The 26,567-nt window shown below is 61.2% G+C and carries 25 protein-coding genes; 18 read left to right on the plus strand and 7 right to left on the minus strand.

From position 1 onward, the window contains the following. Positions 1–31 precede the first annotated feature (31 nt). From argJ to AC1DV9_RS11910, 5 genes are all read left to right on the plus strand, one after another. Positions 32–1,273 (plus strand): bifunctional glutamate N-acetyltransferase/amino-acid acetyltransferase ArgJ, encoded by a 1,242-nt coding sequence (gene argJ, locus AC1DV9_RS11890; protein WP_477947944.1) that lies wholly within the window; start codon positions 32–34, stop codon positions 1,271–1,273. Then, complete coding sequence (locus AC1DV9_RS11895) at positions 1,242–2,063, plus strand: GNAT family N-acetyltransferase (RefSeq protein ID WP_310296081.1); 822 nt, start codon at positions 1,242–1,244, stop codon at positions 2,061–2,063. The genes argJ and AC1DV9_RS11895 overlap by 32 nt, the downstream gene beginning before the upstream one ends. Continuing rightward, positions 2,060–2,473, plus strand: a complete 414-nt coding sequence (gene mutT, locus AC1DV9_RS11900; RefSeq protein WP_112539013.1) for an 8-oxo-dGTP diphosphatase MutT — start codon at positions 2,060–2,062, stop codon at positions 2,471–2,473. Before AC1DV9_RS11895 ends, mutT begins: the two co-directional genes overlap by 4 nt. A gap of 124 nt (positions 2,474–2,597) precedes the next feature. After that, on the plus strand, positions 2,598–2,915 hold the full coding sequence (locus AC1DV9_RS11905) for a hypothetical protein (RefSeq protein WP_112386097.1): 318 nt from the start codon (positions 2,598–2,600) through the stop codon (positions 2,913–2,915). A 64-nt stretch (positions 2,916–2,979) separates the two neighbouring features. Then, on the plus strand, positions 2,980–3,153 hold the full coding sequence (locus AC1DV9_RS11910; RefSeq protein WP_112386096.1) for a Flp family type IVb pilin: 174 nt from the start codon (positions 2,980–2,982) through the stop codon (positions 3,151–3,153). A 9-nt stretch (positions 3,154–3,162) separates the two neighbouring features. Here AC1DV9_RS11910 and AC1DV9_RS11915 read toward each other — a convergent pair whose 3' ends face one another. Next, positions 3,163–4,044 (minus strand): class I SAM-dependent methyltransferase, encoded by an 882-nt coding sequence (locus AC1DV9_RS11915; protein WP_477941372.1) that lies wholly within the window; start codon positions 4,042–4,044, stop codon positions 3,163–3,165. 76 nt (positions 4,045–4,120) lie between these two features. Between AC1DV9_RS11915 and AC1DV9_RS11920 the strand changes: the two genes are divergently transcribed. Genes AC1DV9_RS11920 through AC1DV9_RS11940 form a run of 5 tightly spaced genes read left to right on the plus strand, consistent with a single transcriptional unit; the run spans position 4,121 to position 7,060 of the window. Beyond that, positions 4,121–4,897 carry a ComF family protein gene (locus AC1DV9_RS11920; RefSeq protein ID WP_477947946.1) on the plus strand — a complete coding sequence of 259 codons (777 nt, stop codon included), beginning with the start codon at positions 4,121–4,123 and terminating at the stop codon, positions 4,895–4,897. Between the two features lie 33 nt (positions 4,898–4,930). After that, positions 4,931–5,188, plus strand: a complete 258-nt coding sequence (gene grxC, locus AC1DV9_RS11925) for a glutaredoxin 3 (RefSeq protein WP_477947948.1) — start codon at positions 4,931–4,933, stop codon at positions 5,186–5,188. A gap of 9 nt (positions 5,189–5,197) precedes the next feature. Beyond that, entirely contained in the window at positions 5,198–6,055 is an 858-nt protein-coding gene (locus AC1DV9_RS11930) for a carbon-nitrogen hydrolase family protein (protein WP_477947950.1), read from the plus strand. Then, positions 6,052–6,480 (plus strand): DUF1178 family protein, encoded by a 429-nt coding sequence (locus tag AC1DV9_RS11935; RefSeq protein ID WP_477947951.1) that lies wholly within the window; start codon positions 6,052–6,054, stop codon positions 6,478–6,480. Before AC1DV9_RS11930 ends, AC1DV9_RS11935 begins: the two co-directional genes overlap by 4 nt. Before the next feature lies 1 nt (position 6,481). Further along, entirely contained in the window at positions 6,482–7,060 is a 579-nt protein-coding gene (locus AC1DV9_RS11940) for a DUF3291 domain-containing protein (protein WP_477947953.1), read from the plus strand. Between the two features lie 11 nt (positions 7,061–7,071). Here AC1DV9_RS11940 and ubiG read toward each other — a convergent pair whose 3' ends face one another. After that, on the minus strand, positions 7,072–7,818 hold the full coding sequence (gene ubiG / locus AC1DV9_RS11945) for a bifunctional 2-polyprenyl-6-hydroxyphenol methylase/3-demethylubiquinol 3-O-methyltransferase UbiG (protein ID WP_477947955.1): 747 nt from the start codon (positions 7,816–7,818) through the stop codon (positions 7,072–7,074). 53 nt (positions 7,819–7,871) lie between these two features. After that, entirely contained in the window at positions 7,872–9,302 is a 1,431-nt protein-coding gene (locus tag AC1DV9_RS11950; RefSeq protein ID WP_477947957.1) for an amidase, read from the minus strand. A gap of 94 nt (positions 9,303–9,396) precedes the next feature. Between AC1DV9_RS11950 and AC1DV9_RS11955 the strand changes: the two genes are divergently transcribed. Next, on the plus strand, positions 9,397–10,179 hold the full coding sequence (locus AC1DV9_RS11955; RefSeq protein WP_477947959.1) for a helix-turn-helix transcriptional regulator: 783 nt from the start codon (positions 9,397–9,399) through the stop codon (positions 10,177–10,179). Between the two features lie 37 nt (positions 10,180–10,216). On the opposite strand, the gene AC1DV9_RS11960 is transcribed toward AC1DV9_RS11955, so the two are convergent. Beyond that, a complete protein-coding gene (locus tag AC1DV9_RS11960; protein WP_112386086.1) occupies positions 10,217–11,548 on the minus strand; it encodes an APC family permease in 1,332 nt (443 codons plus the stop codon). Positions 11,549–12,027: 479 nt separating this feature from the next. On the opposite strand from AC1DV9_RS11960, the gene AC1DV9_RS11965 reads away from it, so the two are divergent. The 5 genes from AC1DV9_RS11965 (at position 12,028) to AC1DV9_RS11985 (ending at position 18,736) form a co-directional block, all read left to right on the plus strand. Beyond that, a complete protein-coding gene (locus tag AC1DV9_RS11965) occupies positions 12,028–13,302 on the plus strand; it encodes an aspartate kinase (RefSeq protein WP_112386085.1) in 1,275 nt (424 codons plus the stop codon). A 92-nt stretch (positions 13,303–13,394) separates the two neighbouring features. Beyond that, positions 13,395–15,662 carry a phosphoenolpyruvate--protein phosphotransferase gene (gene ptsP, locus AC1DV9_RS11970; protein ID WP_112386084.1) on the plus strand — a complete coding sequence of 756 codons (2,268 nt, stop codon included), beginning with the start codon at positions 13,395–13,397 and terminating at the stop codon, positions 15,660–15,662. 28 nt (positions 15,663–15,690) lie between these two features. Next, a complete protein-coding gene (gene prfA, locus AC1DV9_RS11975; RefSeq protein ID WP_112386083.1) occupies positions 15,691–16,770 on the plus strand; it encodes a peptide chain release factor 1 in 1,080 nt (359 codons plus the stop codon). Next, complete coding sequence (gene prmC / locus AC1DV9_RS11980; RefSeq protein WP_477947961.1) at positions 16,767–17,639, plus strand: peptide chain release factor N(5)-glutamine methyltransferase; 873 nt, start codon at positions 16,767–16,769, stop codon at positions 17,637–17,639. The genes prfA and prmC overlap by 4 nt, the downstream gene beginning before the upstream one ends. A 338-nt stretch (positions 17,640–17,977) precedes the next feature. Next, the gene (locus tag AC1DV9_RS11985; protein WP_477947963.1) at positions 17,978–18,736 is read left to right on the plus strand and encodes a DUF4167 domain-containing protein; all 759 of its coding nucleotides are present in this window, start codon (positions 17,978–17,980) and stop codon (positions 18,734–18,736) included. Positions 18,737–18,871: 135 nt separating this feature from the next. Here AC1DV9_RS11985 and AC1DV9_RS11990 read toward each other — a convergent pair whose 3' ends face one another. Continuing rightward, complete coding sequence (locus AC1DV9_RS11990) at positions 18,872–19,750, minus strand: MurR/RpiR family transcriptional regulator (RefSeq protein ID WP_477947965.1); 879 nt, start codon at positions 19,748–19,750, stop codon at positions 18,872–18,874. Between the two features lie 215 nt (positions 19,751–19,965). Here AC1DV9_RS11990 and AC1DV9_RS11995 point away from each other — a divergent pair, with 215 nt between their 5' ends. After that, positions 19,966–20,871: a S1C family serine protease gene (locus AC1DV9_RS11995; RefSeq protein WP_477947967.1), complete on the plus strand. Its 906-nt coding sequence runs from the start codon at positions 19,966–19,968 to the stop codon at positions 20,869–20,871. 240 nt (positions 20,872–21,111) lie between these two features. Further along, entirely contained in the window at positions 21,112–23,712 is a 2,601-nt protein-coding gene (gene clpB, locus AC1DV9_RS12000; protein ID WP_112517657.1) for an ATP-dependent chaperone ClpB, read from the plus strand. 100 nt (positions 23,713–23,812) lie between these two features. Here clpB and AC1DV9_RS12005 read toward each other — a convergent pair whose 3' ends face one another. Further along, on the minus strand, positions 23,813–23,944 hold the full coding sequence (locus tag AC1DV9_RS12005) for a hypothetical protein (RefSeq protein ID WP_310296048.1): 132 nt from the start codon (positions 23,942–23,944) through the stop codon (positions 23,813–23,815). 220 nt (positions 23,945–24,164) lie between these two features. Continuing rightward, positions 24,165–26,102, minus strand: coding sequence for a M23 family metallopeptidase (locus tag AC1DV9_RS12010; protein ID WP_477947970.1), 1,938 nt, complete (start codon positions 26,100–26,102; stop codon positions 24,165–24,167). Between the last annotated feature and the right edge of the window lie 465 nt (positions 26,103–26,567).

Raw genomic sequence — 26,567 nt, forward strand, 5'->3', positions numbered from 1 at the left:
GGGCCCTTCACTATCAGGCAGGTCCATCACAATGTCCGGTTCCGTTTCTCCACTCGCCCCGAAGACCTTCGCATCCATGCCTGCGCTACGCGGTGTGCGCATGGCGACCGCTTCCGCAGGCATCAAATACAAGAACCGGACCGACGTGCTGATGATGGTCTTCGACAAGCCTGCCTCGGTTGCGGGCGTTTTCACGCGTTCGAAGTGCCCTTCGGCGCCTGTCGATTTCTGCCGCGCCAACCTGCCGCATGGCATTGCACGCGCCGTCGTTGTCAATTCCGGCAATGCCAACGCCTTTACTGGCCTCAAGGGTCGCGCTGCGACCGAGCTGACGGCGAAGTCGGCTGCCGCCGCCGTCGGCTGCGGCGAGAATGAAATCTACCTGGCATCGACCGGCGTTATCGGTGAGCCGCTGGATGCGACCAAGTTTGCTGGTGTTCTGGATGCCATGCATCGCGATGCGAGCGGCGATTTCTGGTTCGAAGCTGCCAAGGCGATCATGACGACCGATACCTATCCGAAGGTCGCCACGCGCAGCGCCGAGATCGGTGGCGTGACCGTCACCATTAACGGCATCGCCAAGGGCGCCGGCATGATCGCGCCCGACATGGCGACGATGCTGTCGTTCGTGGTGACCGACGCCGATATCGCCCCGGCTGCCCTGCAGGCGATGCTGTCCGAGGGCGTCGGCCCGACCTTCAACTCGATGACCGTCGATAGCGACACCTCGACATCCGATACGCTGATGCTGTTTGCAACGGGTGCGGCTACGGCAGACGGTCAGGCCCGCGTCGAGCGCGCCGACGATGCCCGCCTCGCGACTTTCCGCGTAGCGCTCAACGAAGTGCTCAAGGATCTCGCCCTGCAGGTTTGTCGCGATGGCGAAGGCGCCACGAAGATGCTGGAGATCACCGTGACCGGCGCCGAGAGCGACGCTGCCGCAAAGCGCATCGCGCTTTCGATCGCCAATTCACCGCTGGTGAAGACGGCGGCTGCCGGCGAAGACGCCAATTGGGGGCGTATCGTCATGGCTGTCGGCAAGGCCGGCGAGATGGCGGACCGCGACAGGCTGGCGATCTGGTTCGGTGACGTGCGCGTTGCCGTCAACGGCGAGCGTGACCCCGGCTACTCCGAAGAGGCGGCCTCGAATGTCATGAAGGAGCAGGATATTCCTGTCAAAGTCGATATCGGCCTCGGGAATGGTCACGCAACGGTCTGGACCTGCGACCTCACTAAGGAGTATGTGGCGATCAACGGCGACTACCGGAGCTGATCGTTCATTGACTGAGACTTCTTCAAAAAGTGCAAATCTGCCGCTGGTGCGCAGGCTCGAGGCCGTCGGGTTCCGGGCCTGGCCGGCCTCGTCCGTGCAATATGACGGCAGCTGGCAGGTGCGTTTGACGGCCGGTCATCCGTCCAACCGTCTGAATTCCATCGTGCCGCTCGATCCGTCCGATCATCGCGACATCGAAATCCGCGTGGAAAAGGCGAGCCGCAAGTTCGAGGCCTATGGCCGCCCGGCGGTTTTGAGGCAAACGCCGCTCTGCTCGCCCTTGCTGGTGGATCTGGTGGCAGCGCAGAACTGGACGCATTTCGACGAGACGATCGTCATGACCTGCGATCTGACACAGGCAGATCTTCCGGATACACTCGATCATCTCCCGACCCATGATATCGGCCGCTTCGTCGATGCCAATCTGGCGACCGATCAGGTCTCGGCGAAACTGAAGCCGGCGCTTGCCGAAATCATCAATGCGATCAAGCCGCCATCCGGCTTGTTCATGATCGAGGATCCGGAGACCGGTCCGCTGGCGACGGTGCTCTGCGTTCAGGACAACGATCTCGCGGGCATCATGTCGCTTTCGGTCGCGCGGGAACGCCGCCGCGAGGGGCTGGGTCTCGAAATCCTGACATCGGCGCTGCGCTGGGCACGGATGCGCTCTGCGCGCTCCGCCTGGCTTCAGGTAAAGGCGGATAATGTGCCGGCGCTCGCTCTTTACGGGCGGATCGGCTTTCGCGAAGCCTATCGCTACAGCTACTGGCGCAAGGATCGCTGCGGATGAGCGAGGCCGGCAAGAAGATCCTTCTGGTCGTCGCCTGCGCGCTGATCGATTCCGATGGGCGCATTCTTCTGGCGCAGCGCCCGGAGGGAAAATCGCTTGCAGGGCTCTGGGAATTTCCGGGCGGCAAGCTGGAGCCCGGCGAGACGCCGGAGGAAACGCTGGTGCGGGAGCTCGAGGAAGAGCTCGGCATCAAGACCAAGGTCGCCTGTCTGGCGCCGCTGACTTTCGCCAGCCACAGCTATGACACATTTCATTTGCTGATGCCGCTTTATGTGTGCCGCCGCTACGAAGGCGTTCCGCAGGGCCGCGAAGGCCAGGCGCTGAAATGGGTTAAGCCCATGGCATTGCGCGATTATCCGATGCCACCGGCCGACGAGCCGCTGATACCGATGCTGCAGGATCTACTTTAGAGATTTCTCACGATTTACTTTCGCGGATGGTTTTTGTCCGCGGATATTAATCGATCGTTTATCACCTTCTGCCAAAGATCGGCCTCAATCAAGCAACCGGCGTGTGTGTGTAAAGGCTTGACGGATGGACGACGATTTCTGGAAAGCAGTCAGAGAGAAGCAGCAGAGCTCGAATGCCTCGCGCAGGACGGGTGCGCTTAATCTTGCCTTGCTGTTCGGCACAGCCGCGGTCGCCCTGACGTTGATCCTCACGCCGATGCTCGCCGATAAATCGAAGTCCAGCGTCTTTGCCAGCGTGCCGACGGAATTCGACAACATCACGACGGGCTCGATCCCCAAGACCGAGAACGGCAAGCGCTACACAATCCGCCGCAGTGTGCTCCAGGAAAGCCCTGGCTCCGTCTGCGTCGTCCAGGGGTACGGTTCGGGCGCCGGCTGCTGAGGGACGACCGTCTGCCGGGCGCAGAGGAAAAGGTCACCGCCATATGCGGGAAAGGTTGGGGGTAATGCGTTCTCTGAAGGCTTTGATCGCGGATATCCGCGGCGCTACCGCCATCGAATATGGCTTGCTGGCGGCATTGATCTCCGTCGGCATCATTGCCGGTGTCGGTACCTTCGGCAACAATCTCCAGACCATGCTGACGAATGTCAGCAACACGATAGCCGCCCACAACCCGTAAATCAGCGCTTCATTGCTTCAGCTTGTGCTCTTCGACGCGTAGAGCATCGGCGAGGCGTGCCTTCGCCGATCCCGGCTGCAGCGGCTTCTGCTGGCTCTCATGAGGAGCCCATCCCGAGACGTAGATGATCGAGAATGTCGCGCGGATCCGGCCATCCGGATCGGAGTAGCGCTCGGCGTAGATTTCGGCTGCGCGCAGAAAGAAGGCGCGGGTCAGTGGCTTGCGGCTGCGCGCGGCGAGCGGGTTCGCCATCCCCATCGCCCGCAGATCCTTCATCAGGGGAAAGATCGAGTCGTAGCGAACGGTATAGGTTTCGGCATCGATGACAGGCAGCGAGAAGCCGGCGCGCTGCAACAATCCGCCGACATCGCGCACATCGGCAAAGGGAATGACGCGGGGGCTGGCGCCGCCGGTCATTTCGGCCTCGGTCGCCAACAAAACGTCGCGAAGTTCCTGCAGCGTTCCAGCGCCGGGAATGGCTGCCAGGAACAGGCCGTCAGGCCGCAGTGCACGCTTGATCTGGATGAAGACGCCGGGGGTGTCGTTGGTCAAATGCAGGCTGAGCGGCGCGATGACGAGGTTGGCGGATTGCGGTTCGAGCGGAACGTCCTCCAGCGGCGCGACCTGAAGTTCGCCGGGAGCGCCGGAAACATCCTGCACTTCGATGCGCCTGAGATCGCCGATCTTGCCGGTTGCCAATGCGGCGCGCGCCGCCGCGCCCGTCGCGCCGTGCAGTTCGACGGCGTGCTCGAAGGTGCGCTCGACCACCGACAGTCTCTCGGCCAGCTCCTCGGCGGCGATATCGAGAAGGAACGCGGCCTTCGGATCGCCTGCCTGCAAGGCGCGGTGGCGGTGTGCGGCGATCGCCGCCCTGTCGAAAATGATATCCATGCGACGTGAATAGTCCCGTCATTCTCAAGCAGCAAGACGGATTTTCCTTTGCTGGAAAACCAGCTAGCTTTCGTCTATGGGGGCGATCGATTTCGGCAGGCTGAGAGAATCCGGACGGACGCTTGTCCTCCAGCCCTTTCGCATGCTTGCGGATCTGGTTTATCCACCGGCCTGTTCGGCCTGCGGGGCGCTGACCGCTGGGCATCGAGGGCTCTGTGCCAAATGCTGGTCTGGCGTGCGCTTCATCGAGCGGCCCTATTGCGAGGTTCTCGGACTTCCCTTCTCGCACGATCTTGGCGCCGGAATTCTCTGTGCCGAAGCGATCGCAAACCCGCCGCCCTTCGACCGGCTGCGCTCTGCCGCCATTCATGACGAGGCCGTCCGCGATCTGGTTCATGGCCTCAAATATCGCGACCGTGTCGATCTGGCGCCGATGATAGCGGGCTGGATGCTGCGAGCGGCTGACGGCACAGTCGAGATTTGCGACGCAATCATTCCGGTGCCCTTGCATCGCTCGCGACTGTTGTCGCGCAAGTTTAATCAGGCGGCCGAGCTGGCGCGGCATATTGCCAGCCTATCCGGCAAGCCGCTGCTTCCGGCAACGCTTTTGCGCGTCAAACGGACCGAGCAGCAGGTTGGTCTCGGCGCCCGTGCCCGCGAGGACAATGTCCGGGGAGCCTTCGCGCTGGCGCGCGGCCACGAAAACGATGTCTTCGGCAAACGTGTCGTGCTCGTCGATGACGTTTATACGACAGGGGCGACAGTGGCTGCGGCAACGCGCGCCTTGCGCAAGGGAGGGGCCGCCGACATCAGTGTTTTGACCTTTGCAAGGGCCCTTTCAGAACCTATATGACTAGTGAAAACAGGCACCCGTCTGGAGACAAAGATGACACCGGTAACGATCTATACGCGGCAGGCTTGCGGCTATTGTGCACGCGCAAAATCCCTTCTCGAACAGAAGGGTGTCGATTATGTCGAGCATGACGCGACCTTCTCTCCCGATCTCCGTCAGGAGATGATCGGCAAGTCGAATGGCCGGTCGACATTCCCGCAGATTTTCATCGGCAGCGAACATGTCGGCGGTTGCGACGACCTCTTCGCACTCGATCGGGCCGGCAAGCTCGACCCGATGCTCGCAGCCTGAGCCGAAACCATGGTCTTCAAGGCTGCTGCCGTTCAAATGTGTTCAGGTGTCGATCCGGCTCGAAACGCCGTGTCGATGGCGCGGCTGGTTCGTGAGGGCGCCGCACAGGGCGCGACCTATATCCAGACACCCGAGATGACCGGAATGCTGCAGCGGGACCGAGCCGCCGCCAAGGCGGTTCTACGCGGCGAGGCTGATGATATCATCGTCAAGACGGCGTCCGAGCTTGCTGCCGAACTCGGCATCCACATGCATGTCGGTTCGACGGCGATTGCGCTCGACGACGGCAAGATGGCCAATCGTGGTTTCCTGTTCGGGCCCGATGGCAAGGTGCTGAACCGCTACGACAAGATCCACATGTTCGATGTCGATCTCGATAACGGCGAGAGCTGGCGCGAGAGCGCGGCCTATCGGCCAGGCTCGGAGGCGCGCGTCGTGTCGCTGCCGTTTGCCGAAATGGGCTTCACCATCTGCTACGACGTCCGCTTCCCCGGGCTTTTCCGGGCACAGGCCGTTGCCGGTGCTGAGGTCATGACGGTGCCTGCCGCCTTCACCAAGCAGACCGGCGAGGCGCATTGGGAGATCCTGCTGCGGGCGCGGGCCATCGAAAATGGCGTCTTCGTCATTGCGGCGGCGCAAGCCGGCGTTCACGAGGATGGACGCGAGACCTTCGGGCATTCGATGATCATCGATCCCTGGGGTTGCGTGCTGGCTTCTGCAGGCGGAACCGGCGAGGCCGTCATCGTCGCCGATATCGATCCGGCCGCCGTCAAGGCGGCGCATGACAAGATCCCTAACCTGAAGAATGGCCGTGAGTTTTCGATCGAGAAAATACCGGCAGCAATGAGCGGGGGCGCGGCCGCTTGATCCGCTATTCCCTCAGTTGCGAGAATGCGCACGAATTTGAAGGCTGGTTCTCCGAGAGTGCTGATTTCGATCGTCAGCTCGCCTCCGGCTTTCTGACCTGTCCGGTCTGTCAGTCGGCAACGATCTCGAAGGTGCTGATGGCGCCTTCGGTTTCGACGGCGCGGAAGAAGGATGAAATCAAGACCGTCGCCATGGATGCGATGCGCCGCGAAGCGTTCCAGAAGCTCAAGCAGGCGGTTGCCGAGGTCAAGGCGAACTCTGAAGACGTCGGCACCAAGTTTCCTGAAGAGGCGCGCAAGATCCATTACGGCGAGGCGGATGCACGCGGTATCATCGGTCAAGCCACCGCGCACGAGGCGCAAGAGCTGATTGACGAAGGCATCGAGATAGCGGCGCTGCCGGTTCTGCCAGATGATGTGAACTGACATGACGGCGGAGCGCCTGGCTTTCTACAATTTTGGCCTCCACGTCGCTCCTCAGGAAAGCGAGACCATCCAGGGCTTTGTCCTGCGCGAGCCGCTGAACTTCGAGGCGGCGACGCGTGCCAGCGGCTTCCTCGGCCGCTCGGGTTATCCGGGCGTGCCCGGCACCAGAAGCTGGGGTGGGCAAGTCTTTCCGCGTTACATCGAGGGCAGCGGCTTCACGTCCGCGCCATCATCGCTCTCACTCTGGGCTGATATCGAGTCGCTGATGGCGTTCAGCTACAATGGCGTGCATGCCGAGGCGCTCAAGAATGCCCGCAGCTGGAATGTGAAGCCGGCATGGCCGCCGCTCGTGCTCTGGTGGGTTTCCGCAACGCATCGGCCGGATTGGGGGGAGGGTGCTCAGCGGCTCGAGCATCTCGGCGACCACGGACCAAGCCCGCACGCATTCACGTTCAAGCAGCCTTTCGGGCCTGATGGTGCCGAGTTGTCGATCGATCGGGAGCGGGTCAAGGAGCTTGCAGCGCGTAACGCCGAACGCCAGCAGGATCTGCTCGAACGGGTCGGCAAGCTGAAGGTCTGAAGGCGTCTCTCTTACCGCTGGCGTTTCGCCAGCAGCATGTAATTGACGTCCATGTCCTTCGACAGGTTCCATTGATTGGAAAGCGGATTGAAGAACACGCCCGTGCGGTCGATGATTTCGAGGCCGTTTTCCGTCATCGGCTTTTCCAGCTCTTCCGGACGCACCAGCTTCTCATATTGATGTGTGCCGCGCGGCAGCCAGCGCAGGATGTTTTCAGCGGCAAAGATCGCCAGTGCGGCGGCCTTCATTGTTCTGTTGATGGTGGCGACGAACATCATCCCGCCGGGGCGGACCATCCTGGCGCAGGTCGTCATGAAGAATTCAACGTCAGCTACGTGCTCGACGACTTCCATGTTCAGGACGATATCGAAGGTCTCGCCGGCCTCCGCAAGCTGCTCGGCCGTGACAGCGCGGTAGTCGACTGAAACACTCGATGCCTTGGCATGGGTGGAGGCGATGCCGATGTTCTTCTCAGAGGGGTCGGCGCCGACGACTGTGGCGCCCATCCGCGCTACGGGCTCCGACAGCAGTCCGCCGCCGCAGCCGATATCGAGAACGCGCAGTCCTTCGAGCGGCTTCGGGTTTTTCGGATCAAGCCCGAAGTTCTCCGCCGCCTTGTCGCGGATGTAGGTCAGCCGCACCGGATTGAACTTGTGCAGCGGCTTGAACTTGCCGGTCGGGCTCCACCACTCAGCCGCCATCGCCGAGAAGCGGTCAACTTCGCTCTGGTCGATCGTGCTCTTCGCGGCTTCGCTCATCGGTCTGCTCCTTGCATTCGTCAGCAGTGAAGTCGGACGATCGGCAGCATAAGTCAAGGGGCGGGCAGTCTCGGCACGGCGAGCCGGGCCTCAAGTCCCGCGGCCATCGAAAGCACGTTCTCATCCGCAAAGCGCCGCCCGACAATCTGCAGGCCGACAGGCAGGCCATTCGACGCAAGGCCGACAGGCAGCGAGAGGGCAGGCAGCTGCGGCAGCATGTTGAAGGGACAGGTCATGTCGAGACCGATGAAGCGTCCGTCAGCGCCGGTCGCGACATAGTCGTCGTCGCATTCGGTGGCGAGCGGTGCGGTGACGGCGCAGGTCGGGCAGAGCAGGGCATCGTAGGTCTGGAAGAGGGCGGCCATGTCCCGCCACATGCGGGTGCGCAGCAGCTCGACGCGCTTGTAGGCCGTGGCGTTCATCGCCAGACCGCGTTCGATCATCGAGACGACGGCCGGATCCATCCTTTCGCGGTGGCTCTCGATCGTATCGCCGAAGAAACCCGACATGAAGACGCACCAGATGTCGAACCACTCGTCATTGACGGCGCGGGTCCATTGCATAGGGACCTCATCGACAACAGCGCCGGCACGGCGAAGCTCCTCAGCGGCATTGCGGACAAGACGTTCGACCTCGGGCTCGATCTGGTAGTAGCCAAGATCGATCGACAGCGCGAAGCGTTTGCCCTTGAGGCTGCCTGTTCTCGCCGCATCAGAAGCGAAGCCAATGGGCAACGAGGAGATGTCTTCGTCGCTTGGGCCGGAGGCAGCTTCCATGAAGGAGACGGCGTCGGAGACGGTGCGGGCCAGCGGGCCGAAATGCGAGATGTTGTCGAAGACGCTGGGAAGAATGGTCATCGGGATGCGGCCGAGGCTGGGCTTCAGGCCGACAGTGCCGCTGAGCGCTGCCGGAATTCTGACCGAGCCGCCCATATCCGTGCCTTCGGCGAAGGGCACGACGCCGGTTGCGACAGCCACGGCCGAGCCGCCGGACGAACCGCCGGGCGTATGCTCGGAATTCCAGGGATTGCGGGTCACGCCCCAGCGCGGGCTGTGGGTGAAGCTTGCATAGGCAAATTCGGGGGTAGCAGTCTTGCCCATCAGGATGCCGCCGGCCTCCTGCAAGCGGCGGACGACGAGCGCCGTTTCGCCGGGAACCCAATCACCCCTGGTCCAGGAGCCGAGTGTCGTCAGATCGCCTTCTGTCGGTGTCAGGTCCTTGGCTGCGAAGGGTACGCCGTGAAGCGGCGCGGTGGCTTCGCCACGCGTTATCACGCGGTCGGCGGCGCGGGCGGCTTCCAGCGCCTGATCCTCGCGAATGACGGTGAAGGCGTTCAGCCTCGCGGTCACCAGCCTGGCGCGGCGGATTGATTCCGAAACGACTGATTCCGAGCTGAACTGCCCTTCGCGAATACCGCGGGCGATCTCGGTTGCGGAAAGGTCCAGCGGGTGAGAAGCGGCGCCTTCTGCCGGTTTCGTCGTCATGTGAGCATGTTCCATCGGGGTCATTGCATTTCGCTTTGAAAGAGTGCTTGCTGTGTTTAAAGGCCTATCGGGCCTGTGATTTCCAGGACGATCCATGAATTCCGTTTCGAGACCAACTGCCCAGATGCCGGCCTTCGACGTCTGGAATGCTGCTCTCGCTCAGGCAGCGAATGCCATCGGGTCGCGGTCCTTTCCGGATGCGCTTGCCGCGGCGCTCAGGCTGCTTTCGCCGTTCCAGATGATGAACGGCTTCATCTACTCGCCCGATGCCCACGCCTTCGACCTCTATAACGAGAAGATCGTGGCCGAGCGGGCGCTGATCGTCGACCGATATCTGGCCGGCGCCTTCGTGCTCGATCCCTTCTACGATGCGGTGCGTGCCGACAGTAGTGCGCGGATGATCGTGATGCGCGAGATCGCGCCAGACGACTTTGCGCAGACCGAGTATTTCCGCATTCATTACGCGACCACCGAGATCCTCGACGAGATCGGCTTCGTCCTGACGCTGGAGAATGGCTATATCGCCGTGCTTTCCCTGTCGCGGACCGGCAATGCGGCGCTGTTTTCGGAAGAGGACTTGCAGCGCTTGCGGTCGGCAGCGCCGCTGGTTTGCTCTCTGGCTGGCCGTCATTGGTTCCATGTCTCCGGCCTGTCGCTGGAGATCAAGAACGCGGCTCCGGCGGCGCGGATCGAGCATCCGCTGCTGACCAAGCGTGAACTCGAGATCGTGACGCTGATCCTCAAGGGGCATTCCAACCTCTCGCTTGCCGCCGTGCTGGAGCTTTCGCCCAATACCGTCAAGGTGCACCGCCGGCAGATCTACTCGAAACTCAATATTTCCAGCCAGGCCGAGCTATTCAGGCTGTTTCTGGCATAGCCCGGCCGTTGCCGGCCGGGCTGACGCTTGGCGGAAGTTATTCGGCAAAATCCATTTCGGGAGGCGCGGACTGGAAGAAGCGCGTCAGGTAGGCGAGATAACCGATACCGATTACCAGCCAGATCAGGCCGAGAACCTTGGCATGCTCGTCGAGGTTCCAGAGCAGGAACAGGTCGCAGACGGCGGCCAGAGCCGGGATGACGAGGCCGACAAGTGCGCCGAGCGGCTTCACCTGCTGGTCACCCTTCATGTAGAGCGCGATGACCGAGATGTTGACGGCGGTGAAGGCCAGGAAGGCGCCGAAGTTGATGAAGGAGGTCGAGGTGGTGACGTCCATGGTCAGCGCCAGCAGGCCGACGATGCCGACGAGGATCAGGTTGATGATGGGCGTGTGCCACTTCGGATGCAGGCTGCCGAAGATCGATGAGGGCAGCACGTTGTCGCGGCCCATGGCAAACAAAAGACGGCCGACGCTTGCCTGGGCAGCGAGACCCGATGTGAACTGGGCGACGACCAGCGTTGCGAGGAAGATGGTGACGAAGACGTCGCCGCCGATCATCTTGGCGATTTCGCTGGCGGCGGCATCGACCGAGACGAAGTCCATGCCGGGATGGGCGAGCTGCGTGATGTAGGCAGCCACGACGAAGATCAGGCCACCGGCAAGGGCGGTGATGAGGATGGCGCGCGGCATGGTGCGCTTGGCATCCTTGGTTTCCTCGGTCAGCGTCGAGACGGCGTCGAAGCCGAGGAAGGAATAGGCGGCGATCGCGGCGCCGGCGATCGATGCCGAGAAGGGCACGTCAGTCTTGAAGAACGGCGTTGCCGAGACGAGGCCTGCGGGACCGCTGGCGGCCATGACGTAACGGGCAGCCAGGAACACGAAGGCGATCAGAACGGCGAGCTGCACCAGCATCAGGATGAAATTGACGCGGTTTGCGAAGGCGATGCCGACGACATTGACCAGCGTGGTGAGCACGATGAATCCGATGATCCAGACATAGGCCGGGATCGTCGGGAATGCCGAGGTCAGATAGGCGGCGCCGATCAGCCAGATGACCATCGGCAGGAAGAAGTAATCGAGCAGAACCGCCCAGCCGACGAGGAAACCGATGCTGGGGCTGATCGAGCGGCGCGCATAGGTGTAGGCGGAGCCGGCAACCGGGTAGACGCGGGCCATGACGCCATAGCTGATTGCCGTCAGCAGAATGGCGGCGGCGGCAACGAGATAGGCCATCGCCGTCGTGCCCTGGCTTGCTGCGGCAAGTGCGCCGAAGGTGCCGAAGACGATCATCGGCGTCATATAGGCCAGACCGAAGAGCACAACGGACCAGAGGCCCAATGCGCGGTCGAGTTTTACTGTGTTGTTCATGTTCCGCCTCCGCGAAGAGTTGTTGATTGATCTTCCCGGGAGCTGCGCAGTGCAATTCTTATAGCTGTTCCGCGCAGGTCACCGCCCGCATTTTTTATTTATGAAGAAAAGATGAATGAGCGGAACGGGATCGAACATAACCCCAAGGTGTTATGACGAACGGCTGTAAAAGATGCCTGCGGGCCTTTCCAAATGCCTGTCCGGCTCACGATCGAAAACTTTGCGCCACCGTACCGCCAATCGCCTGAAGGCGACCTTGCCACCCCCCTGCAAAGCCGCTAAGAGACGCCCCAACTTGAGCCCTTGGGCGCCAAGGCTTCAGAAGCGTTCCAGAACTCCCAATTCGAGCGCTCCGGCCGGTGGTCCTGACGGCTCTGGATGCCGGGTCTGGCGATCGTCTCTCCCGGTGGTTTGTCAATGGCGCGCGAGCTTCCGGAAAATCCCGATCCGGTATCAGGCGCTGGCTGTGGTAGAGGCTTATGGCACGCATCGTTATGAAATTCGGCGGAACATCCGTCGCCGATCTGGACCGCATCAAGAACGTTGCCCGCCATGTGAAACGCGAAGTCGACGCGGGCCACGAGGTCGCGGTTGTCGTTTCGGCGATGTCGGGCAAGACCAACGAGCTGGTCGGCTGGGTGCAGAACATGCCGAAGGTCGTCGGCGCCAACTCCCCGTTCTACGATGCGCGCGAATATGATGCCGTTGTTGCCTCGGGTGAGCAGGTGACTGCCGGCCTGCTGGCAATCGCGCTGCAGGCGATGGACATCAATGCGCGCTCCTGGCAGGGCTGGCAGATCGCCATCCGCACGGATAATGCCCATGGCGCCGCCCGTATTCAGGAAATCGACGGTGCCGATATCGTCAAGCGCATGGGCGAGGGACAGGTTGCCGTCATCGCCGGCTTCCAGGGTATCGGCCCCGATAATCGCATCGCGACGCTCGGCCGCGGCGGTTCTGATACCTCTGCCGTTGCCGTTGCCGCGGCGTTGAAGGCTGACCGCTGCGATATCTATACAGACGTCGATGGCGTCTACACGACCGATCCGCGCATCGTGCCGCAGGCGCGCCGCCTGAAGAAGATCGCCTTCGAGGAAATGCTCGAAATGGCATCGCTCGGCGCCAAGGTTTTGCAGGTTCGCTCGGTCGAGCTTGCCATGGTGCACAAGGTTCGTACCTTCGTGCGCTCCTCTTTCGAAGATCCCGATGCTCCGGGCATGGGTGACTTCTTGAATCCGCCCGGAACGCTGATTTGTGACGAGGATGAAATCGTGGAACAGGAAGTAGTCACCGGCATCGCCTATGCCAAGGATGAAGCTCAGATCTCGCTTCGCCGTCTTGCCGACCGGCCGGGTGTTTCCGCCGCGATCTTCGGACCGCTGGCCGAAAACCATATCAATGTCGACATGATCGTCCAGAATATTTCCGAGGACGGCTCGAAGACCGACATGACCTTTACGGTTCCGTCGGGTGACGTCGACAAGGCGATCAAGGTACTCTCCGACAACAAGCCGGCTATCGGTTATGACGTGGTTCAGCACGAATCCGGTCTGGTGAAGGTATCCGTCATCGGCATCGGCATGCGTTCGCACGCTGGCGTTGCCGCAACGGCCTTCCGCGCGCTCGCGGAAAAGGGTATCAACATCAAGGCGATCACCACGTCGGAGATCAAGATTTCTATCCTGATCGACGGTCCGTATGCGGAACTCGCTGTCAGAACTTTGCATTCCTGCTACGGTCTGGATAAGAATTGATTCCCAGCGGGCGGGCCGCCCCTTCGAGATGAAGAGATGCGGCCGGTTCTGCTGGCCGCATTAGGCGTTTGTTTCGGGGAGCTTGAGACGCAATGAGAGACCTGTCCGGTGGTCCGCGCGTACTGCTCAAGCGGTTGCGCGAGTTGATGGCGGAACCGCTGGAGCCGCAGGAGCGACTCGACCGGATCGTTCGCCAGATTGCCGGCAACATGGTTGCCGAGGTCTGCTCGGTCTACGTGCTGCGCGCCGACGGCGTGCTCGAGCTCTATGCGACCGAAGGTCTGAACAAGGAAGCCGTTCACCTTTCGCAATTGAAGATGGGACAGGGTCTCGTCGGTACGATTGCCGCTTCCGCGCAGCCGCTCAATCTTTCCGATGCGCAGTCGCACCCGGCCTTCCGCTACCTGCCGGAAACCGGCGAAGAGATCTATCATTCCTTCCTTGGTGTGCCGATCCTGAGAACCGGGCGCTCGCTCGGCGTTCTCGTCGTGCAGAACAAGGCCAGCCGCAATTATCGCGACGAAGAGCTGGAAGCGCTGGAAACGACGGCGATGGTGCTCGCCGAGATGATCGCCACCGGCGAGCTCAAGAAAATTACCAAGCCGGGCCTCGAACTCGATCTGACGCGTGCCGTGACGATCGACGGCGATACCTATAATGAAGGCATCGGTCTCGGTTACGTCGTGCTGCACGAGCCGCGCATCGTCGTCACCAATCTTCTCAACGAGGATTCGGATAAAGAAATCCGGCGGCTCGCGGAGTCAATGGGCTCGCTCAGGCTGTCGATCGACGACATGCTGTCGCGCCGTGACGTCTCCATGGAAGGCGAGCACCGAGAGGTTCTCGAGACGTACCGGATGTTTGCGCATGACCAGGGCTGGGTGCGCAAGCTGGAAGAAGCGATCCGCAACGGCCTGACGGCGGAAGCGGCGGTCGAGAAGGTGCAGTCGGACACCAAGGCGCGGATGATGCGCCTAACAGATCCCTACCTCCGCGAACGGATGCATGATTTTGAGGATCTGGCCAACCGTCTTCTCAGGCAGCTGACCGGCTATAGCGGCCGGACCACCGCCGACGGCTTCCCGAACGATGCAATCATTTTTGCCCGCGCTATGGGGGCTGCCGAACTACTCGACTATCCGCGGGCGAATGTTCGCGGCCTCGTGCTGGAAGAAGGTGCGGTGACGAGCCACGTGGTCATCGTTGCACGCGCCATGGGCATTGCTGTTATCGGCCAGGCAGCGGGCGTCGTTGCGCTCGCTGAAAACGGCGATGCGGCGATCGTCGATGGTGACGAAGGTCATGTTCACCTGCGCCCGATGCAGGACCTGCAGCGCTCTTACGAGGAGAAGGTGCGCTTCCGCGCCCGCAAGCAGGAGCAGTTCCGCGCCTTGCGCGCTGTCGAACCCGTTACCAAGGACGGCAAGCGCATCGCACTGCAGATGAATGCCGGTCTGCTGGTGGATCTGCCGCAGCTGGCGGAATCCGGTGCCGAGGGCATCGGCCTGTTCCGCACCGAGCTGCAGTTCATGATCGCTTCGACGATGCCGAAGGCGGATGAGCAGGAAACCTTCTACCGCAACGTCCTGAAACAGGCGGCCGGGCGTCCGGTGACGTTTCGCACGCTGGATATCGGCGGCGATAAGGTCGTTCCCTATTTCCGTGGCCACGAGGAAGAAAACCCGGCACTCGGCTGGCGGGCTATCCGCCTGTCGCTCGACCGTCCTGGCCTTCTGCGCACCCAGCTTCGTGCGATGCTCAAGGCTGCCGCCGGAACCGAGCTGAAGATCATGGTGCCGATGGTGACCGAGGTTTCGGAACTGAAGGCAGTCCGCGAGTTGTTGCAGAAGGAAGTGCAGCATCTTTCTCGCTTCGGCCACGGCTTGCCGCGCAAGCTGCAGTTCGGCGCGATGCTAGAGGTTCCGGCGCTGCTCTGGCAGCTGGATGAACTGATGGAAGCGGCGGATTTCGTTTCTGTCGGCTCCAATGACCTGTTCCAGTTCTCGATGGCCGTCGACCGCGGCAATGCGCGCGTTTCCGACCGTTTCGATACGCTCGGACGTCCCTTCCTGCGTATCCTGCGCGACATCACCCGCGCCGGCGAACGCAACAACACGACCGTGACGCTGTGCGGCGAGTTGGCCGGCAAGCCGATCTCGGCAATGGCGCTATTGGGGATCGGCTTCCGCTCGGTCTCGATGTCGCCGGCCTCGATCGGACCGGTGAAGGCGATGCTGCTCGGGCTTGACGTTTCGGCGCTTTCGAAGCTGATGGACGAGGCGCTTGACGATACGCATGCCACAGAATCCGTGCGCGACATTCTTGTCCGTTTCGCCAGCAGCCACAATATTCCCCTTTAGAGAACGATAAGAAGAATTGGAGTGAAGGGTGGCGAAGCTTCCCCTGGAAAAGATGCGCGAGCTGGAACGCCGCTTCGGCGAGATCGAAGCGCGCATGTCCGCCGGTCCTGCGGCCGACGTCTATGTGAAGCTCGCCTCCGAATATTCCGAGCTGCAGCCCGTGGTCGGCAAGATCCGCGCCTATCAGAAGGCCGTGGATGAATTTGCCGATCTGGAAGTGCTGCTGGAGGACAAGTCTGTCGATCGCGATATGCGCGAGCTTGCGGAGCTTGAATATCCCGATGTGAAGGAGCGGATCGAGGGGCTGGAGCAGGAAATCCAGATCCTGCTGCTGCCGAAAGATGCCGCCGACGAAAAGAGTGCCATCCTGGAAATCCGTGCCGGAACCGGTGGTTCCGAAGCCGCGCTTTTTGCCGGTGATCTGTTCCGCATGTACGAGCGCTTTGCGGCTGCCAATGGCTGGAAGGTCGAGGTCCTGTCGTCGAGCGAGGGGGAAGCCGGCGGCTTCAAGGAAATCATTGCGACGATCACTGGCCGCGGCGTGTTCGCCAAGCTGAAATTCGAATCCGGCGTACACCGTGTTCAGCGCGTGCCGGAGACGGAAGCAGGCGGGCGTATCCACACGTCGGCCGCGACGGTGGCGGTTTTGCCGGAAGCCGAAGAAATCGATATCGAAATCCGGGCGGAAGATATCCGCATCGATACGATGCGCTCGTCCGGTGCCGGCGGCCAGCACGTCAACACGACGGACTCTGCTGTGCGCATCACGCACCTGCCGACCGGTATCGTCGTCACCAGCTCCGAGAAGTCGCAGCACCAGAACCGGGCGAAAGCGATGCAGGTTCTGCGGTCGCGTCTCTACGACGCGGAGCGCCAGAGGGCCGACAGCGAGCGTTCTGCCGACCGTAAGAGCCAGGTGGGCTCCGGCGATCGCTCCGAACGCATCCGAACCTATAATTTCCCGCAGGGCCGCATCACCGATCACCGCATCAACCTGACGCTCTACAAGCTCGACCGGATGATGGTCGGCGAGATCGATGAAGTCGTCGATGCGCTGCTGGCCGACTATCAGGCAAGCCAGCTCGCCAGCCTCGGCGAACAGCAATGACGGAAAGCGGGCGAACGGTTTCGGCGGTTCTTTCCGAAGCTCGCCGCCGCTTCACGGAGGCCGGGATCGCCGATCCCGCAACGGATGCCCGTTTGCTCGTGGCCGGATTGCTCGGCCTCTCGGCGACGGAAATGCTGACGCGGGCGAACGAGGCTCCGGCGAACGACAGGATTGCGGCGATCGACGCCGCCATCGAGCGGCGGCTGCAGCACGAACCCGTTCATCGTATTCTCGGTGAGCGTGAATTCTACGGCCTGCCGCTGTCGCTGTCGGCAGGCACGTTAGAGCCGCGGCCCGATACCGAAATCCTCGTCGACGTGATGCTTCCCTATTTAAGGAGCCTTGCAAGTTCGGGCGCCGATCTCCATATCCTTGATATCGGCACGGGAACGGGGGCGATATGCCTAGCGCTTTTGAGCGAATTCCCGCAAGCCAAGGGAATTGGCAGCGATATCTCTTCTGATGCACTGGCAACAGCGAAAGCAAACGCCGCAAGAAACGGGCTTCAGGGACGCTTCGAGGCTTTGCAATCCAGCTGGTTCGAGAACATCGATGGGCGCTTTCACGCGATCGTCTCAAATCCGCCCTATATTGCTTCCAAGGTCGTTCACGATCTCGCTCCCGAAGTGACGAAATTTGATCCTGTGGCTGCTTTGGATGGCGGTCCGGATGGGCTTGACGCCTACAGAGCGATAGCCAAGGATGCAGCGAGGTTCTTGCGGCCAGACGGTATCGTCGGACTGGAGATCGGATACGATCAGCGGGACGACGTCACTGCGGTTTTCGAAGCTGCAGGCTTCCAGCGTCTCGCGTCCATCAAAGATTACGGCCAGAATGACCGGGTGCTCGTGTTCGCACTTAATGTCTGAGCCACAAATTGCAGCATTAAACAGGACGATATTGCTATTGCGAAGAAAAGGCTTGGATTTCCCCGGGAAGCAAGATAGGTTGCGCTCACGCGTTGGGCACCCAAGAAGGAACGAAGATTCGTTCGGTACTTGGTCAGCCTCGGGGGGTCCACTCTTTTAAACGAGAGTTTCAAAGGTTGAACACGACCCAATGCGTGAATCAGTCAATATGACTTGAGAACAAGCGGCAGGTCGGCGCGAAGGCGCATCATGCTTGCGGCACGAAAGCTCTGACCGGTTTCCGGCATTGCGGTCGGTGCCTTAACTCCACACAAACAGAGAATTCAGGTGAACGATCGATGAGGCCAGGACAGCAGAACAAGCGCGGTCGAGGGCGTGGCAGCAACAACAATGGCGGCGGCGGAAGCAATAATAACAACAACTTCAACCGCAAGGGTGGCAATCCGCTGACACGGACCTACGACAGCTCGGGTCCGGACGTAAAGGTTCGCGGTACGGCCCAGAACATTGCTGAAAAATATGCTCAGCTCGCCCGTGATGCCCAGAGCTCCGGCGATCGCGTCATGGCCGAAAACTATCTTCAGCATGCCGAGCATTATAACCGCATCATCGCGAGTGCTCAGGCGCAGATGCAGGAGCGCTTCCAGCGCGACGAGCGCGGCGAATACCAGGACGGCGCCGAGAATGGCGACGATTCGGATGGCGATAACGACGATGTCGTCGTTGTTCAGCCGCCCCGCGATCAGCAGCAGCCGCGCGAACAGCATCAGCAGCGTGAACAGCGCGAGCCCCGTGAACAACGCGAACCCCGCGAGCAGCGGGAGCCCCGGGAACCGCGCGCCGAACGTGAGCCACGCCGCGAAGCGCCGGCTCCGGCCGTCGCTGCCGAGGTTATCGACGGCACGGGTCCGCAGCCTGAGATCGAGGGCATTCCTGTCGAGGTTTCGATGGAAGAGGAAGGCGGCCAGTCGAGCGAGCGCCAGCCGCGCCGCCGCAGCACCGGCAGCCGCCCCCGTCGTCCGCGCCGCGCCAGCGGTGAGGGTGAAGGCGAGGCCGCAGCCGACGCTCCCGCACTGGCTGACGCCGCTTCGGAATAAGCATTTCTGCTAACGGAATAAGAAAGGCCGCCTTGAGGGCGGCCTTTTTCGTTGAGTCTTCCCGTTCTAGAAAGCGATCGAGGCATTGAGGAAGAATGTCCGCGGGTGGCTGACAAATTTGCCGCGGTTGTCGCATCAGTTCTTGCGCTCTACCTTTGCCCGCAAGCCTGCAAGCCGGCGCTTTGTCTCGATCGCACGAGGCTGATTCCTGACGGCAACGCCGTAGGCAAGCATGTCGCCGGTGACGATGGCGCCGAGGGTCCAGCTTGCGAGCTTGGAGGGCGAACCGATGCAGGTCAGCAGCGCATCGACCTTATCTTTGTAAAGCGCACGCAGCTGAACGCCGCAGACGAGGATGAGCTTGCAGCCGATCTCGCTCATCTGGCTGGCAACCATCGAAAATTCGGGTGTTTCATGCACCGCATTGAAAAGCACGACGACATCGCTTGCACGGAGATCGAGCAGATCGTTGGCAAGCGTGAAGCCCGATGCGCCGGACCATCTTGTTCTCAATCCGGCGCGGCTGAGCGCCATGGCGCAATGGCGGGCTTCGATCTCGGCGGTCCCCATTCCAAGACACCAGACCGTATCGGCCCCCTCCAGGACCGACACGGCCGCGGAGAGCATGTGTTCATCGAGCTGCTCCTCGGTTGAGGTCAGAACCTCGCGGGCTGTCGCAAACATCTGATGCGCCACTTTCGGCAATTCGCTGCCGGTGCCGCGAAAGCGCTGTTCCAGGCGGTCGCTGGTCGGAATGGTCTTCGCCATCGTGCGGCTGCAGACGCGTTTCAGCTCCGGCAGGCCACTGAAGCCGAGGCGGCGCGCCGTGCGGATGACGGTGGCGTCGCTGGTGCCCGCATCGGAGGCAATCTCTTCGGCGCTCTTGAAGATCAGCACGTCGATCGGCAGCGCAACCAGATATTCGGCAACGGCAAGCTCCGAGCGGCTCAGCTGCGTTCTATGCTGGTCGAAATGCTGCTTGAGCACGGCAGAGGCCCGGTCGCTTGTTTCCATCTGCTTCCCCTCATTGCGATCACGGAATCGCGAATATCCGAATTTTCTGCTGATAGATACGGAAAATCACCGGCTTAGCCATGGCGGGGTGTCATCCCCGCACGGATCTGTGATTGCAAAGCTTGCGCTCGCGGCGCCCAGTTCATACCTTTATGTCAGTGCGCTGTCCTGACAGCCCCGCTTTCGGCCAGCGCATCTGCGGTCAGGATAAAGAGATGAATACAGATCAGATTTTGCGGTCAATTGTGGCCGTTCGCTCCTCCATAGCCGAGGATGCCTTTACCGCTGCCACGCTCGGCACAGTCAGAGAGGGCAGCGGCGTCGTCATTCGCGAAAACGGCCTTGTGCTGACCATCGGCTACCTGATCACTGAAGCCGAAGAGGTCTGGCTGACGCGCCAGGATGGTCATGTTGTTGCCGGGCACGCGCTTGCCTATGATCAGGAAACCGGCTTCGGCCTGATCCAGGCGCTCGGTGCGCTCGACCTTCCTGCACTGCCGCTCGGCAATTCATCGGACGCCAGGGTCGGTGATCCGGTGATGCTGGCTGATGGTATTGGGCAATTCGTCCGGGCCAATATCGTCGCCAAACAGGAGTTCGCAGGCTACTGGGAATATCTGCTCGACGAGGCGATTTTCACGGCGCCCGCCCATCCCTCCTCGGGCGGCGCTGCTCTTGTCGATGCCGAGGGCAAGCTGCTCGGCATCGGTTCGCTCCGGCTGCAAATGGCAAAGGATGGTGACGTCGCGGATATCAACATGACGGTGCCGATCGATCTTCTGCGCCCGATCCTCGACGACCTGCTCAATCGCGGCCAGATCAACAAGCCTGCGCGGCCTTGGCTCGGCGCTTTTTCGGCGGAGAACAACGGCGAGGTCATCGTCATGAGCGTGGCGCCGGATGGTCCTGCTGCCAAGGCGGGGCTGAAGCGGGGTGACGTTATCTCCGAAATCCGGGACGGCGAAGTGGAAGGACTTGCGGATTTCTATCGCAAGGTCTGGGAAAGCGGTTCGGCCGGTGCCGAAATCCCTATGCGCGTGCTGCGCGACGGGCGCGAAGCCTGGCTGCGCATCAAGTCCGCCGACCGCAACAGCTTCCTCAAGAAGCCGCAGCTTCAATAGGTCTTCGGCGTTCTGCGCGATGCGTTTCGCGGCTCTTGAAAAATCCTGAGCGAGCGGCAGCAATCGCTGCCGCTTTTCAATGTAATCCCCCTTTAAACTGCTGCGATATCCCACCATATTCGTCTCCGATTGCTTCGCCGAAATCCCATAGCGGTGGAGCCGGGCTTGCCTTTTCAGGGAGCTCAATCTCAATCATCGGCCTGTGCCTCTTCAGGGCAGGGCGATCCATGGAGGTACAGCATGAATATCGAAAAATACTCCGAGCGCGTTCGCGGCTTCGTCCAGTCCGCTCAGACCTACGCTTTGGCCCAGGGTCACCAGCAGTTTACGCCCGAGCATGTGCTGAAAGTGCTGCTCGACGACGATCAAGGCATGGCTGCCTCGCTGATCGAGCGTGCCGGCGGCGACGCCAAGGCCGCGCGTCTCGCCAATGATGCCGCTCTTGCAAAGCTTCCCAAAGTGTCAGGCGGTAGTGGCAACATCTATCTCGCGGCACCGCTTGCGAAGGTGTTCTCGACGGCCGAAGAAGCTGCGAAGAAGGCTGGCGACAGCTTCGTCACCGTCGAGCGGCTGCTGCAGGCGCTGGCGATCGAGTCTTCGGCTTCGACATCTGCAGCGCTGAAGAGTGCCGGCGTTTCGGCGCAGAGCCTCAACCAGGTCATCAACGAAATCCGCAAGGGCCGCACGGCAGACTCTGCCAATGCCGAACAGGGCTTCGATTCCCTGAAGAAATACGCACGCGATCTGACTGCCGAGGCCCGCGAAGGCAGGCTCGACCCCGTGATCGGACGCGACGACGAAATCCGCCGCACCATCCAGGTCCTGTCGCGCCGCACCAAGAACAACCCGGTGCTGATCGGCGAACCCGGCGTTGGCAAGACGGCCATCGTCGAAGGTCTGGCGTTGCGCATCGTCAATGGCGACGTCCCTGAAAGCCTCAAGGACAAGAAGCTGATGGCGCTCGATATGGGCGCGCTGATTGCCGGTGCTAAGTTCCGCGGTGAATTCGAGGAACGCCTGAAGGCGGTGCTGAACGAAGTTCAGTCCGAAAACGGCGAGATCATCCTCTTCATCGACGAAATGCATACGCTTGTCGGCGCCGGCAAGGCCGATGGCGCCATGGATGCCTCCAATCTGCTGAAGCCAGCGCTTGCCCGCGGCGAGCTGCATTGCGTCGGCGCGACCACGCTCGACGAATACCGCAAGCATGTCGAGAAGGATCCGGCTCTTGCCCGCCGCTTCCAGCCCGTCGTCGTCGATGAGCCGACGGTCGAGGATACGATCTCGATCCTGCGCGGCCTGAAGGAAAAATACGAACAGCATCACAAGGTCCGTATCTCGGATTCGTCCCTGGTCGCGGCTGCGACGCTGTCGAACCGCTACATCACCGACCGGTTCCTGCCGGACAAGGCGATTGACCTCATGGACGAGGCTGCTGCCCGTCTGCGCATGCAGGTCGATTCCAAGCCGGAAGAGCTCGACGAACTCGATCGCCGCATCATGCAGCTGAAGATCGAGCGCGAAGCGCTGAAGAAGGAAACCGACGTCGCCTCCGCCGACCGGCTGAAGCGGCTGGAGACCGAACTCACCGATCTCGAAGAGGAAGCCGATGCCCTGACCGCTCGCTGGCAGTCGGAGAAGCAGAAGCTTGGCCTTGCCGCCGATATCAAGAAGCAGCTCGACGAAGCCCGCAATGAGCTGGCGATCGCCCAGCGCAAGGGCGAGTTCCAGCGCGCCGGCGAATTGACCTACGGGGTGATCCCGGAGCTCGAGAAGCAGCTTACCGACGCGGAAAAGCAGGATGGCGATCGTGGCGCGATGGTGCAGGAGGTCGTGACCCCCGACAATATCGCCCATATCGTTTCCCGCTGGACCGGGATCCCCGTCGACAAGATGCTGGAAGGCGAACGCGACAAGCTCTTGCGGATGGAAGACGAGCTGGCCAAGTCGGTGATCGGTCAGGGTGATGCGGTACAGGCCGTGTCGCGCGCGGTGCGCCGTGCCCGCGCGGGTCTTCAGGATCCGAACCGGCCGATCGGCTCGTTCATCTTCCTCGGCCCGACCGGCGTCGGCAAGACCGAGCTGACGAAAGCGCTCGCCCGCTTCCTGTTCGACGACGAGACGGCGATGGTGCGCATGGATATGTCCGAGTACATGGAGAAGCACTCCGTGGCCCGGCTGATCGGTGCCCCTCCCGGCTATGTCGGCTATGATGAAGGTGGTGCGCTGACCGAAGCCGTTCGCCGCCGGCCCTATCAGGTCGTGCTGTTCGACGAGATCGAGAAGGCGCATCCCGATGTCTTCAACATCCTGCTGCAGGTTCTCGATGATGGCCGCCTGACCGATGGTCAGGGCCGCACGGTCGATTTCCGTAACACGATGATCATCATGACCTCGAACCTGGGTGCCGACTATCTGACCCAGCTTTCCGAGGGCGAGGACAGCGAAAACGTTCGCGAACAGGTGATGGACGTCGTCAAGGCGCACTTCCGTCCGGAGTTCCTGAACCGTATCGACGAGATCATCCTGTTCCACCGCCTGAAGCGTGAGGAAATGGGCGCAATCGTCGATATCCAGCTGAAGCGGCTGGTGGCTTTGCTCTCCGAGCGCAAGATCATCATCGATCTTGACGAGGATGCGCGCAACTGGCTGGCCAACAAGGGCTACGATCCGGTTTATGGCGCCCGTCCGCTGAAGCGCGTGATCCAGAAATATGTTCAGGATCCGCTGGCCGAACAGATCCTGTCGGGTGAAGTGCCCGATGGTTCGACGGTCAAGGTGACGAATGGCTCCGACCGGCTGCTGTTCCGGACCCGGCAGACCGTCAGCGAAGCGGCGTAAACCGCACGCGCTTGATGATGAGATGATGTGCCGTCCCGCGAGACATCCGGGACGGCATTTTCATGCGCGCCGATCGGTCATTTTGCGGTCTTCCGACGTGTCAGGCCGTTTCGCCAGCCGCCTGAACGCCGCGCAGGCTTGCCGCTTCCATCAGGGAGCGGGCAATGGCATTGCGCAGCAGAAAGGCGTTGGATTTGGTTCGTTTCTTGTCCAGGGCCTGTGCCGCGTCCATCAGGAGAAATCCTTCTTTCGAAAGGATTTCATGCGCCTTGCACAATGCCCACGTTTCGAATGTATCGCTCGATTCCATGTCGCCCGCCAAATCATTTAGCTAAACCGATGCCGAATCACTTTCGAATATTCTACTTCAAACGGATTTTACTTGAATCGAAAATTTTGGGGTGATTTCTACTCGCAATCAGGAGCATTGCCGCTCTCCGGAGTAGTAAAGGCTACTTGCTTGCGACCTGATCGACCGGCTGGTTGTTGAGCAGCGTATCGATACGCTTGCGCTCGTCCTGGAACTTCGCCAACGCCTCGCCATCCAGCGATTTTCCGCCGGGTAGGCGGATGCGAAGTGGATCGACCTTGGTGCCGTTGACGATCATTTCGTAGTGAAGATGCGGGCCGGTCGATTCACCTGTCGTGCCGACCCAGCCGATCACCTGACCCTGGCGGACCTTGGCGCCGGGAACGACGCCCTTGGCGATGGCGCTCTGGTGGTTATAGGAGGATTCATAGCCATTGGCATGACGGACGATCGTCTGGTTGCCGTAACCGCCGGAATCCCAGCCAGCCTTCTCGACGACGCCGTTGCCGGTGGCGATAATCGGCGTGCCGCGGGGTGCCGCCCAATCGACGCCGGTATGCATGCGGGCGAAGCCGAGGATCGGGTGACGGCGCATGCCGAAGCCGGATTTGAAGATGCCGTTCGGAACCGGATTGCGCAGCAGGAACTGACGGATGCTCTTGCCGTCTTCGTCGAAGTAGTCGACGCTGCCGTCATCGGCCTGGAAACGGTAGAAGCGGATCGCCGTGTCGCCGAAGCGGGCGTTGACATAGAGCAGTTCGGAATCGTCTGTGGCCTTGCCTGTCGAGTCGGCGACCGAGAAGAACGCTTCGAGGAAATCGCTCGATTTCAGCTGTGCCTGGAAATCGACATTGGCGGCCAGAAGCTTGATGATCAGCGCCGTCATGTCCTTGGTCATGCCGTAGGACAGAGCGGCCCGATAGATACCGTCATAGACACGCGGCAGATTCTGGCCCGATGGAACCGACAGCGTGTCGTCGCTGAAGGCGGTCGCCACAGCGTCGAGATGCGGCGGTTCGCTGGCGACGACGAAACGGCCCTTGTCATCGAGCGCGATGGTGACCAGATGCCTTGCGCCACGATAGACGCTGGCGCGGATCAGCCTTGCCTGTTCGCCCTTCTGGATGATGCCGATGCGCAGCACGTCGCCTTTCGAGAGCTCTTCGCTGCCGAGCGGCTGAGAGAGGTAGCCCGACAGCATCGTGGCCTGCGGCTCGGGATAGCCGGCATCGATCAGCGCCTTGGCGATCGGAACATCCTGGCGCGCCGGGATGATATCGTCGGCAAATTCTTCGGTTTGCGGGGTGATCGTTTCAGGCGCTGAGACGGTCATGTTCTGCTCGAGCACGCGGGCGGAAAGACCGGCGGTCAGATCGACATCGTTGTCTTCGTTGGAGAAGCGCTGCGGATCGACGTAGTAGAGCGCAGCCACCTGCGATGAGCCGTCCGTTAGAACGGAACCGTTGGAACGGACATTTTCTTCGACTTCTTCCAAAGACATGCCGGCGGCAACCTTGAGGTCGCTCTTGCCGGTCGGGAAGGGCACGGACTTAAGGGCGACTTCGGATTCGACATCGGAGCCGTAGATGGCGCCGGTGCGTTGTGCTGGTGCCGGTAGCGGCTCGTCAGCGGAAAAAATCGAGAGCGCGTCGAAATCGGGATAATCCTCGGTTGCGACATGGTTCGCGGCGAGGCGCATCTTCACATGCGAGAAAGGCTGGCGGCGCACCACTTCCTTGTCGCCATCGTGAACGACTGTCGAGACTTCCATGATCGCCTTGTCGGAAGGCTTGGCGGCAATTGCCGGCGCGATCAGCCGTCCGCCACGGGTTACCGCGGCATCGTCATGGCTGTCTGCATTGACGTTGGCATAGGCTTCCGCCGGGATCGCCAGCTGCTGGCGGCCGTCAAGGGCGGCGAACAGGGCGACGCCCATCAGGATGCTCGAGGTGATACCCGTCAGAAAGGTGCCGGAAAGCCAGCGGAGCGAAACCTCGCGCTTGTCGGGCGCACGCCTGCCATCGGCGAGAAGCGGCGGCTCGTTGCCCAACGAGCGGATCATCATCTTCTCCGTCATCATGGCAGCTGCGTCCGCGTCCTTTCATGGGCTTCTTCGGGGCCGTACCGGCTGGGCCTGAAGATGTGCATATTTTGCGCACGCGAGTCAAATCAGGTGCCTTATGACTGTAAGACCTGAAACTGGCTCGAATGCTGCGTCCTTATCCGTATCGATTGTGCTCCTGTCACGGCAGAATGATGGCGCCCCACAATTTTGAAGGGGTAAGCGGGCAAATACCGGGCGCTCTGGCTGCTTTCAGCACGTCCATCATCGTGCTCCGCGCCATCCATTTCGAATTATCGTACAATTGCAATGAGTTACACGAAACATTGGAATTCTTTACGTGTCAGTGTTGACTGCTCAGCGGTGATAGCCGTATAAGCCGCGTCACTGAACGAGGGCGGCGGCGCTGCAGGCGACGAAGTCTTTCGCTCTAGGATTTCTTGAAGGTTGGCCTTTGAGGCTGATTTGTTCCCAGGCTTTCGG

The sequence above is a fragment of the Rhizobium sp. 01L410 genome (genome assembly GCF_056400165.1).

Bases quoted from the DNA above. Each gene is read 5' to 3' on its own strand.
- argJ (WP_477947944.1), top strand. From the start codon at position 32: ATGTCCGGTTCCGTTTCTCCACTCGCCCCGAAGACCTTCGCATCCATG.
- AC1DV9_RS11895 (WP_310296081.1), top strand. From the start codon at position 1,242: ATGTGGCGATCAACGGCGACTACCGGAGCTGATCGTTCATTGACTGAG.
- mutT (WP_112539013.1), top strand. From the start codon at position 2,060: ATGAGCGAGGCCGGCAAGAAGATCCTTCTGGTCGTCGCCTGCGCGCTG.
- AC1DV9_RS11905 (WP_112386097.1), top strand. From the start codon at position 2,598: ATGGACGACGATTTCTGGAAAGCAGTCAGAGAGAAGCAGCAGAGCTCG.
- AC1DV9_RS11910 (WP_112386096.1), top strand. From the start codon at position 2,980: ATGCGTTCTCTGAAGGCTTTGATCGCGGATATCCGCGGCGCTACCGCC.
- AC1DV9_RS11915 (WP_477941372.1), bottom strand. From the start codon at position 4,044: ATGGATATCATTTTCGACAGGGCGGCGATCGCCGCACACCGCCACCGC.
- AC1DV9_RS11920 (WP_477947946.1), top strand. From the start codon at position 4,121: ATGGGGGCGATCGATTTCGGCAGGCTGAGAGAATCCGGACGGACGCTT.
- grxC (WP_477947948.1), top strand. From the start codon at position 4,931: ATGACACCGGTAACGATCTATACGCGGCAGGCTTGCGGCTATTGTGCA.
- AC1DV9_RS11930 (WP_477947950.1), top strand. From the start codon at position 5,198: ATGGTCTTCAAGGCTGCTGCCGTTCAAATGTGTTCAGGTGTCGATCCG.
- AC1DV9_RS11940 (WP_477947953.1), top strand. From the start codon at position 6,482: ATGACGGCGGAGCGCCTGGCTTTCTACAATTTTGGCCTCCACGTCGCT.
- ubiG (WP_477947955.1), bottom strand. From the start codon at position 7,818: ATGAGCGAAGCCGCGAAGAGCACGATCGACCAGAGCGAAGTTGACCGC.
- AC1DV9_RS11950 (WP_477947957.1), bottom strand. From the start codon at position 9,302: ATGACGACGAAACCGGCAGAAGGCGCCGCTTCTCACCCGCTGGACCTT.
- AC1DV9_RS11955 (WP_477947959.1), top strand. From the start codon at position 9,397: ATGAATTCCGTTTCGAGACCAACTGCCCAGATGCCGGCCTTCGACGTC.
- AC1DV9_RS11960 (WP_112386086.1), bottom strand. From the start codon at position 11,548: ATGAACAACACAGTAAAACTCGACCGCGCATTGGGCCTCTGGTCCGTT.
- AC1DV9_RS11965 (WP_112386085.1), top strand. From the start codon at position 12,028: ATGGCACGCATCGTTATGAAATTCGGCGGAACATCCGTCGCCGATCTG.
- ptsP (WP_112386084.1), top strand. From the start codon at position 13,395: ATGAGAGACCTGTCCGGTGGTCCGCGCGTACTGCTCAAGCGGTTGCGC.
- prmC (WP_477947961.1), top strand. From the start codon at position 16,767: ATGACGGAAAGCGGGCGAACGGTTTCGGCGGTTCTTTCCGAAGCTCGC.
- AC1DV9_RS11985 (WP_477947963.1), top strand. From the start codon at position 17,978: ATGAGGCCAGGACAGCAGAACAAGCGCGGTCGAGGGCGTGGCAGCAAC.
- AC1DV9_RS11990 (WP_477947965.1), bottom strand. From the start codon at position 19,750: ATGGAAACAAGCGACCGGGCCTCTGCCGTGCTCAAGCAGCATTTCGAC.
- AC1DV9_RS11995 (WP_477947967.1), top strand. From the start codon at position 19,966: ATGAATACAGATCAGATTTTGCGGTCAATTGTGGCCGTTCGCTCCTCC.
- clpB (WP_112517657.1), top strand. From the start codon at position 21,112: ATGAATATCGAAAAATACTCCGAGCGCGTTCGCGGCTTCGTCCAGTCC.
- AC1DV9_RS12005 (WP_310296048.1), bottom strand. From the start codon at position 23,944: ATGGACGCGGCACAGGCCCTGGACAAGAAACGAACCAAATCCAACGCC.
- AC1DV9_RS12010 (WP_477947970.1), bottom strand. From the start codon at position 26,102: ATGATGACGGAGAAGATGATGATCCGCTCGTTGGGCAACGAGCCGCCG.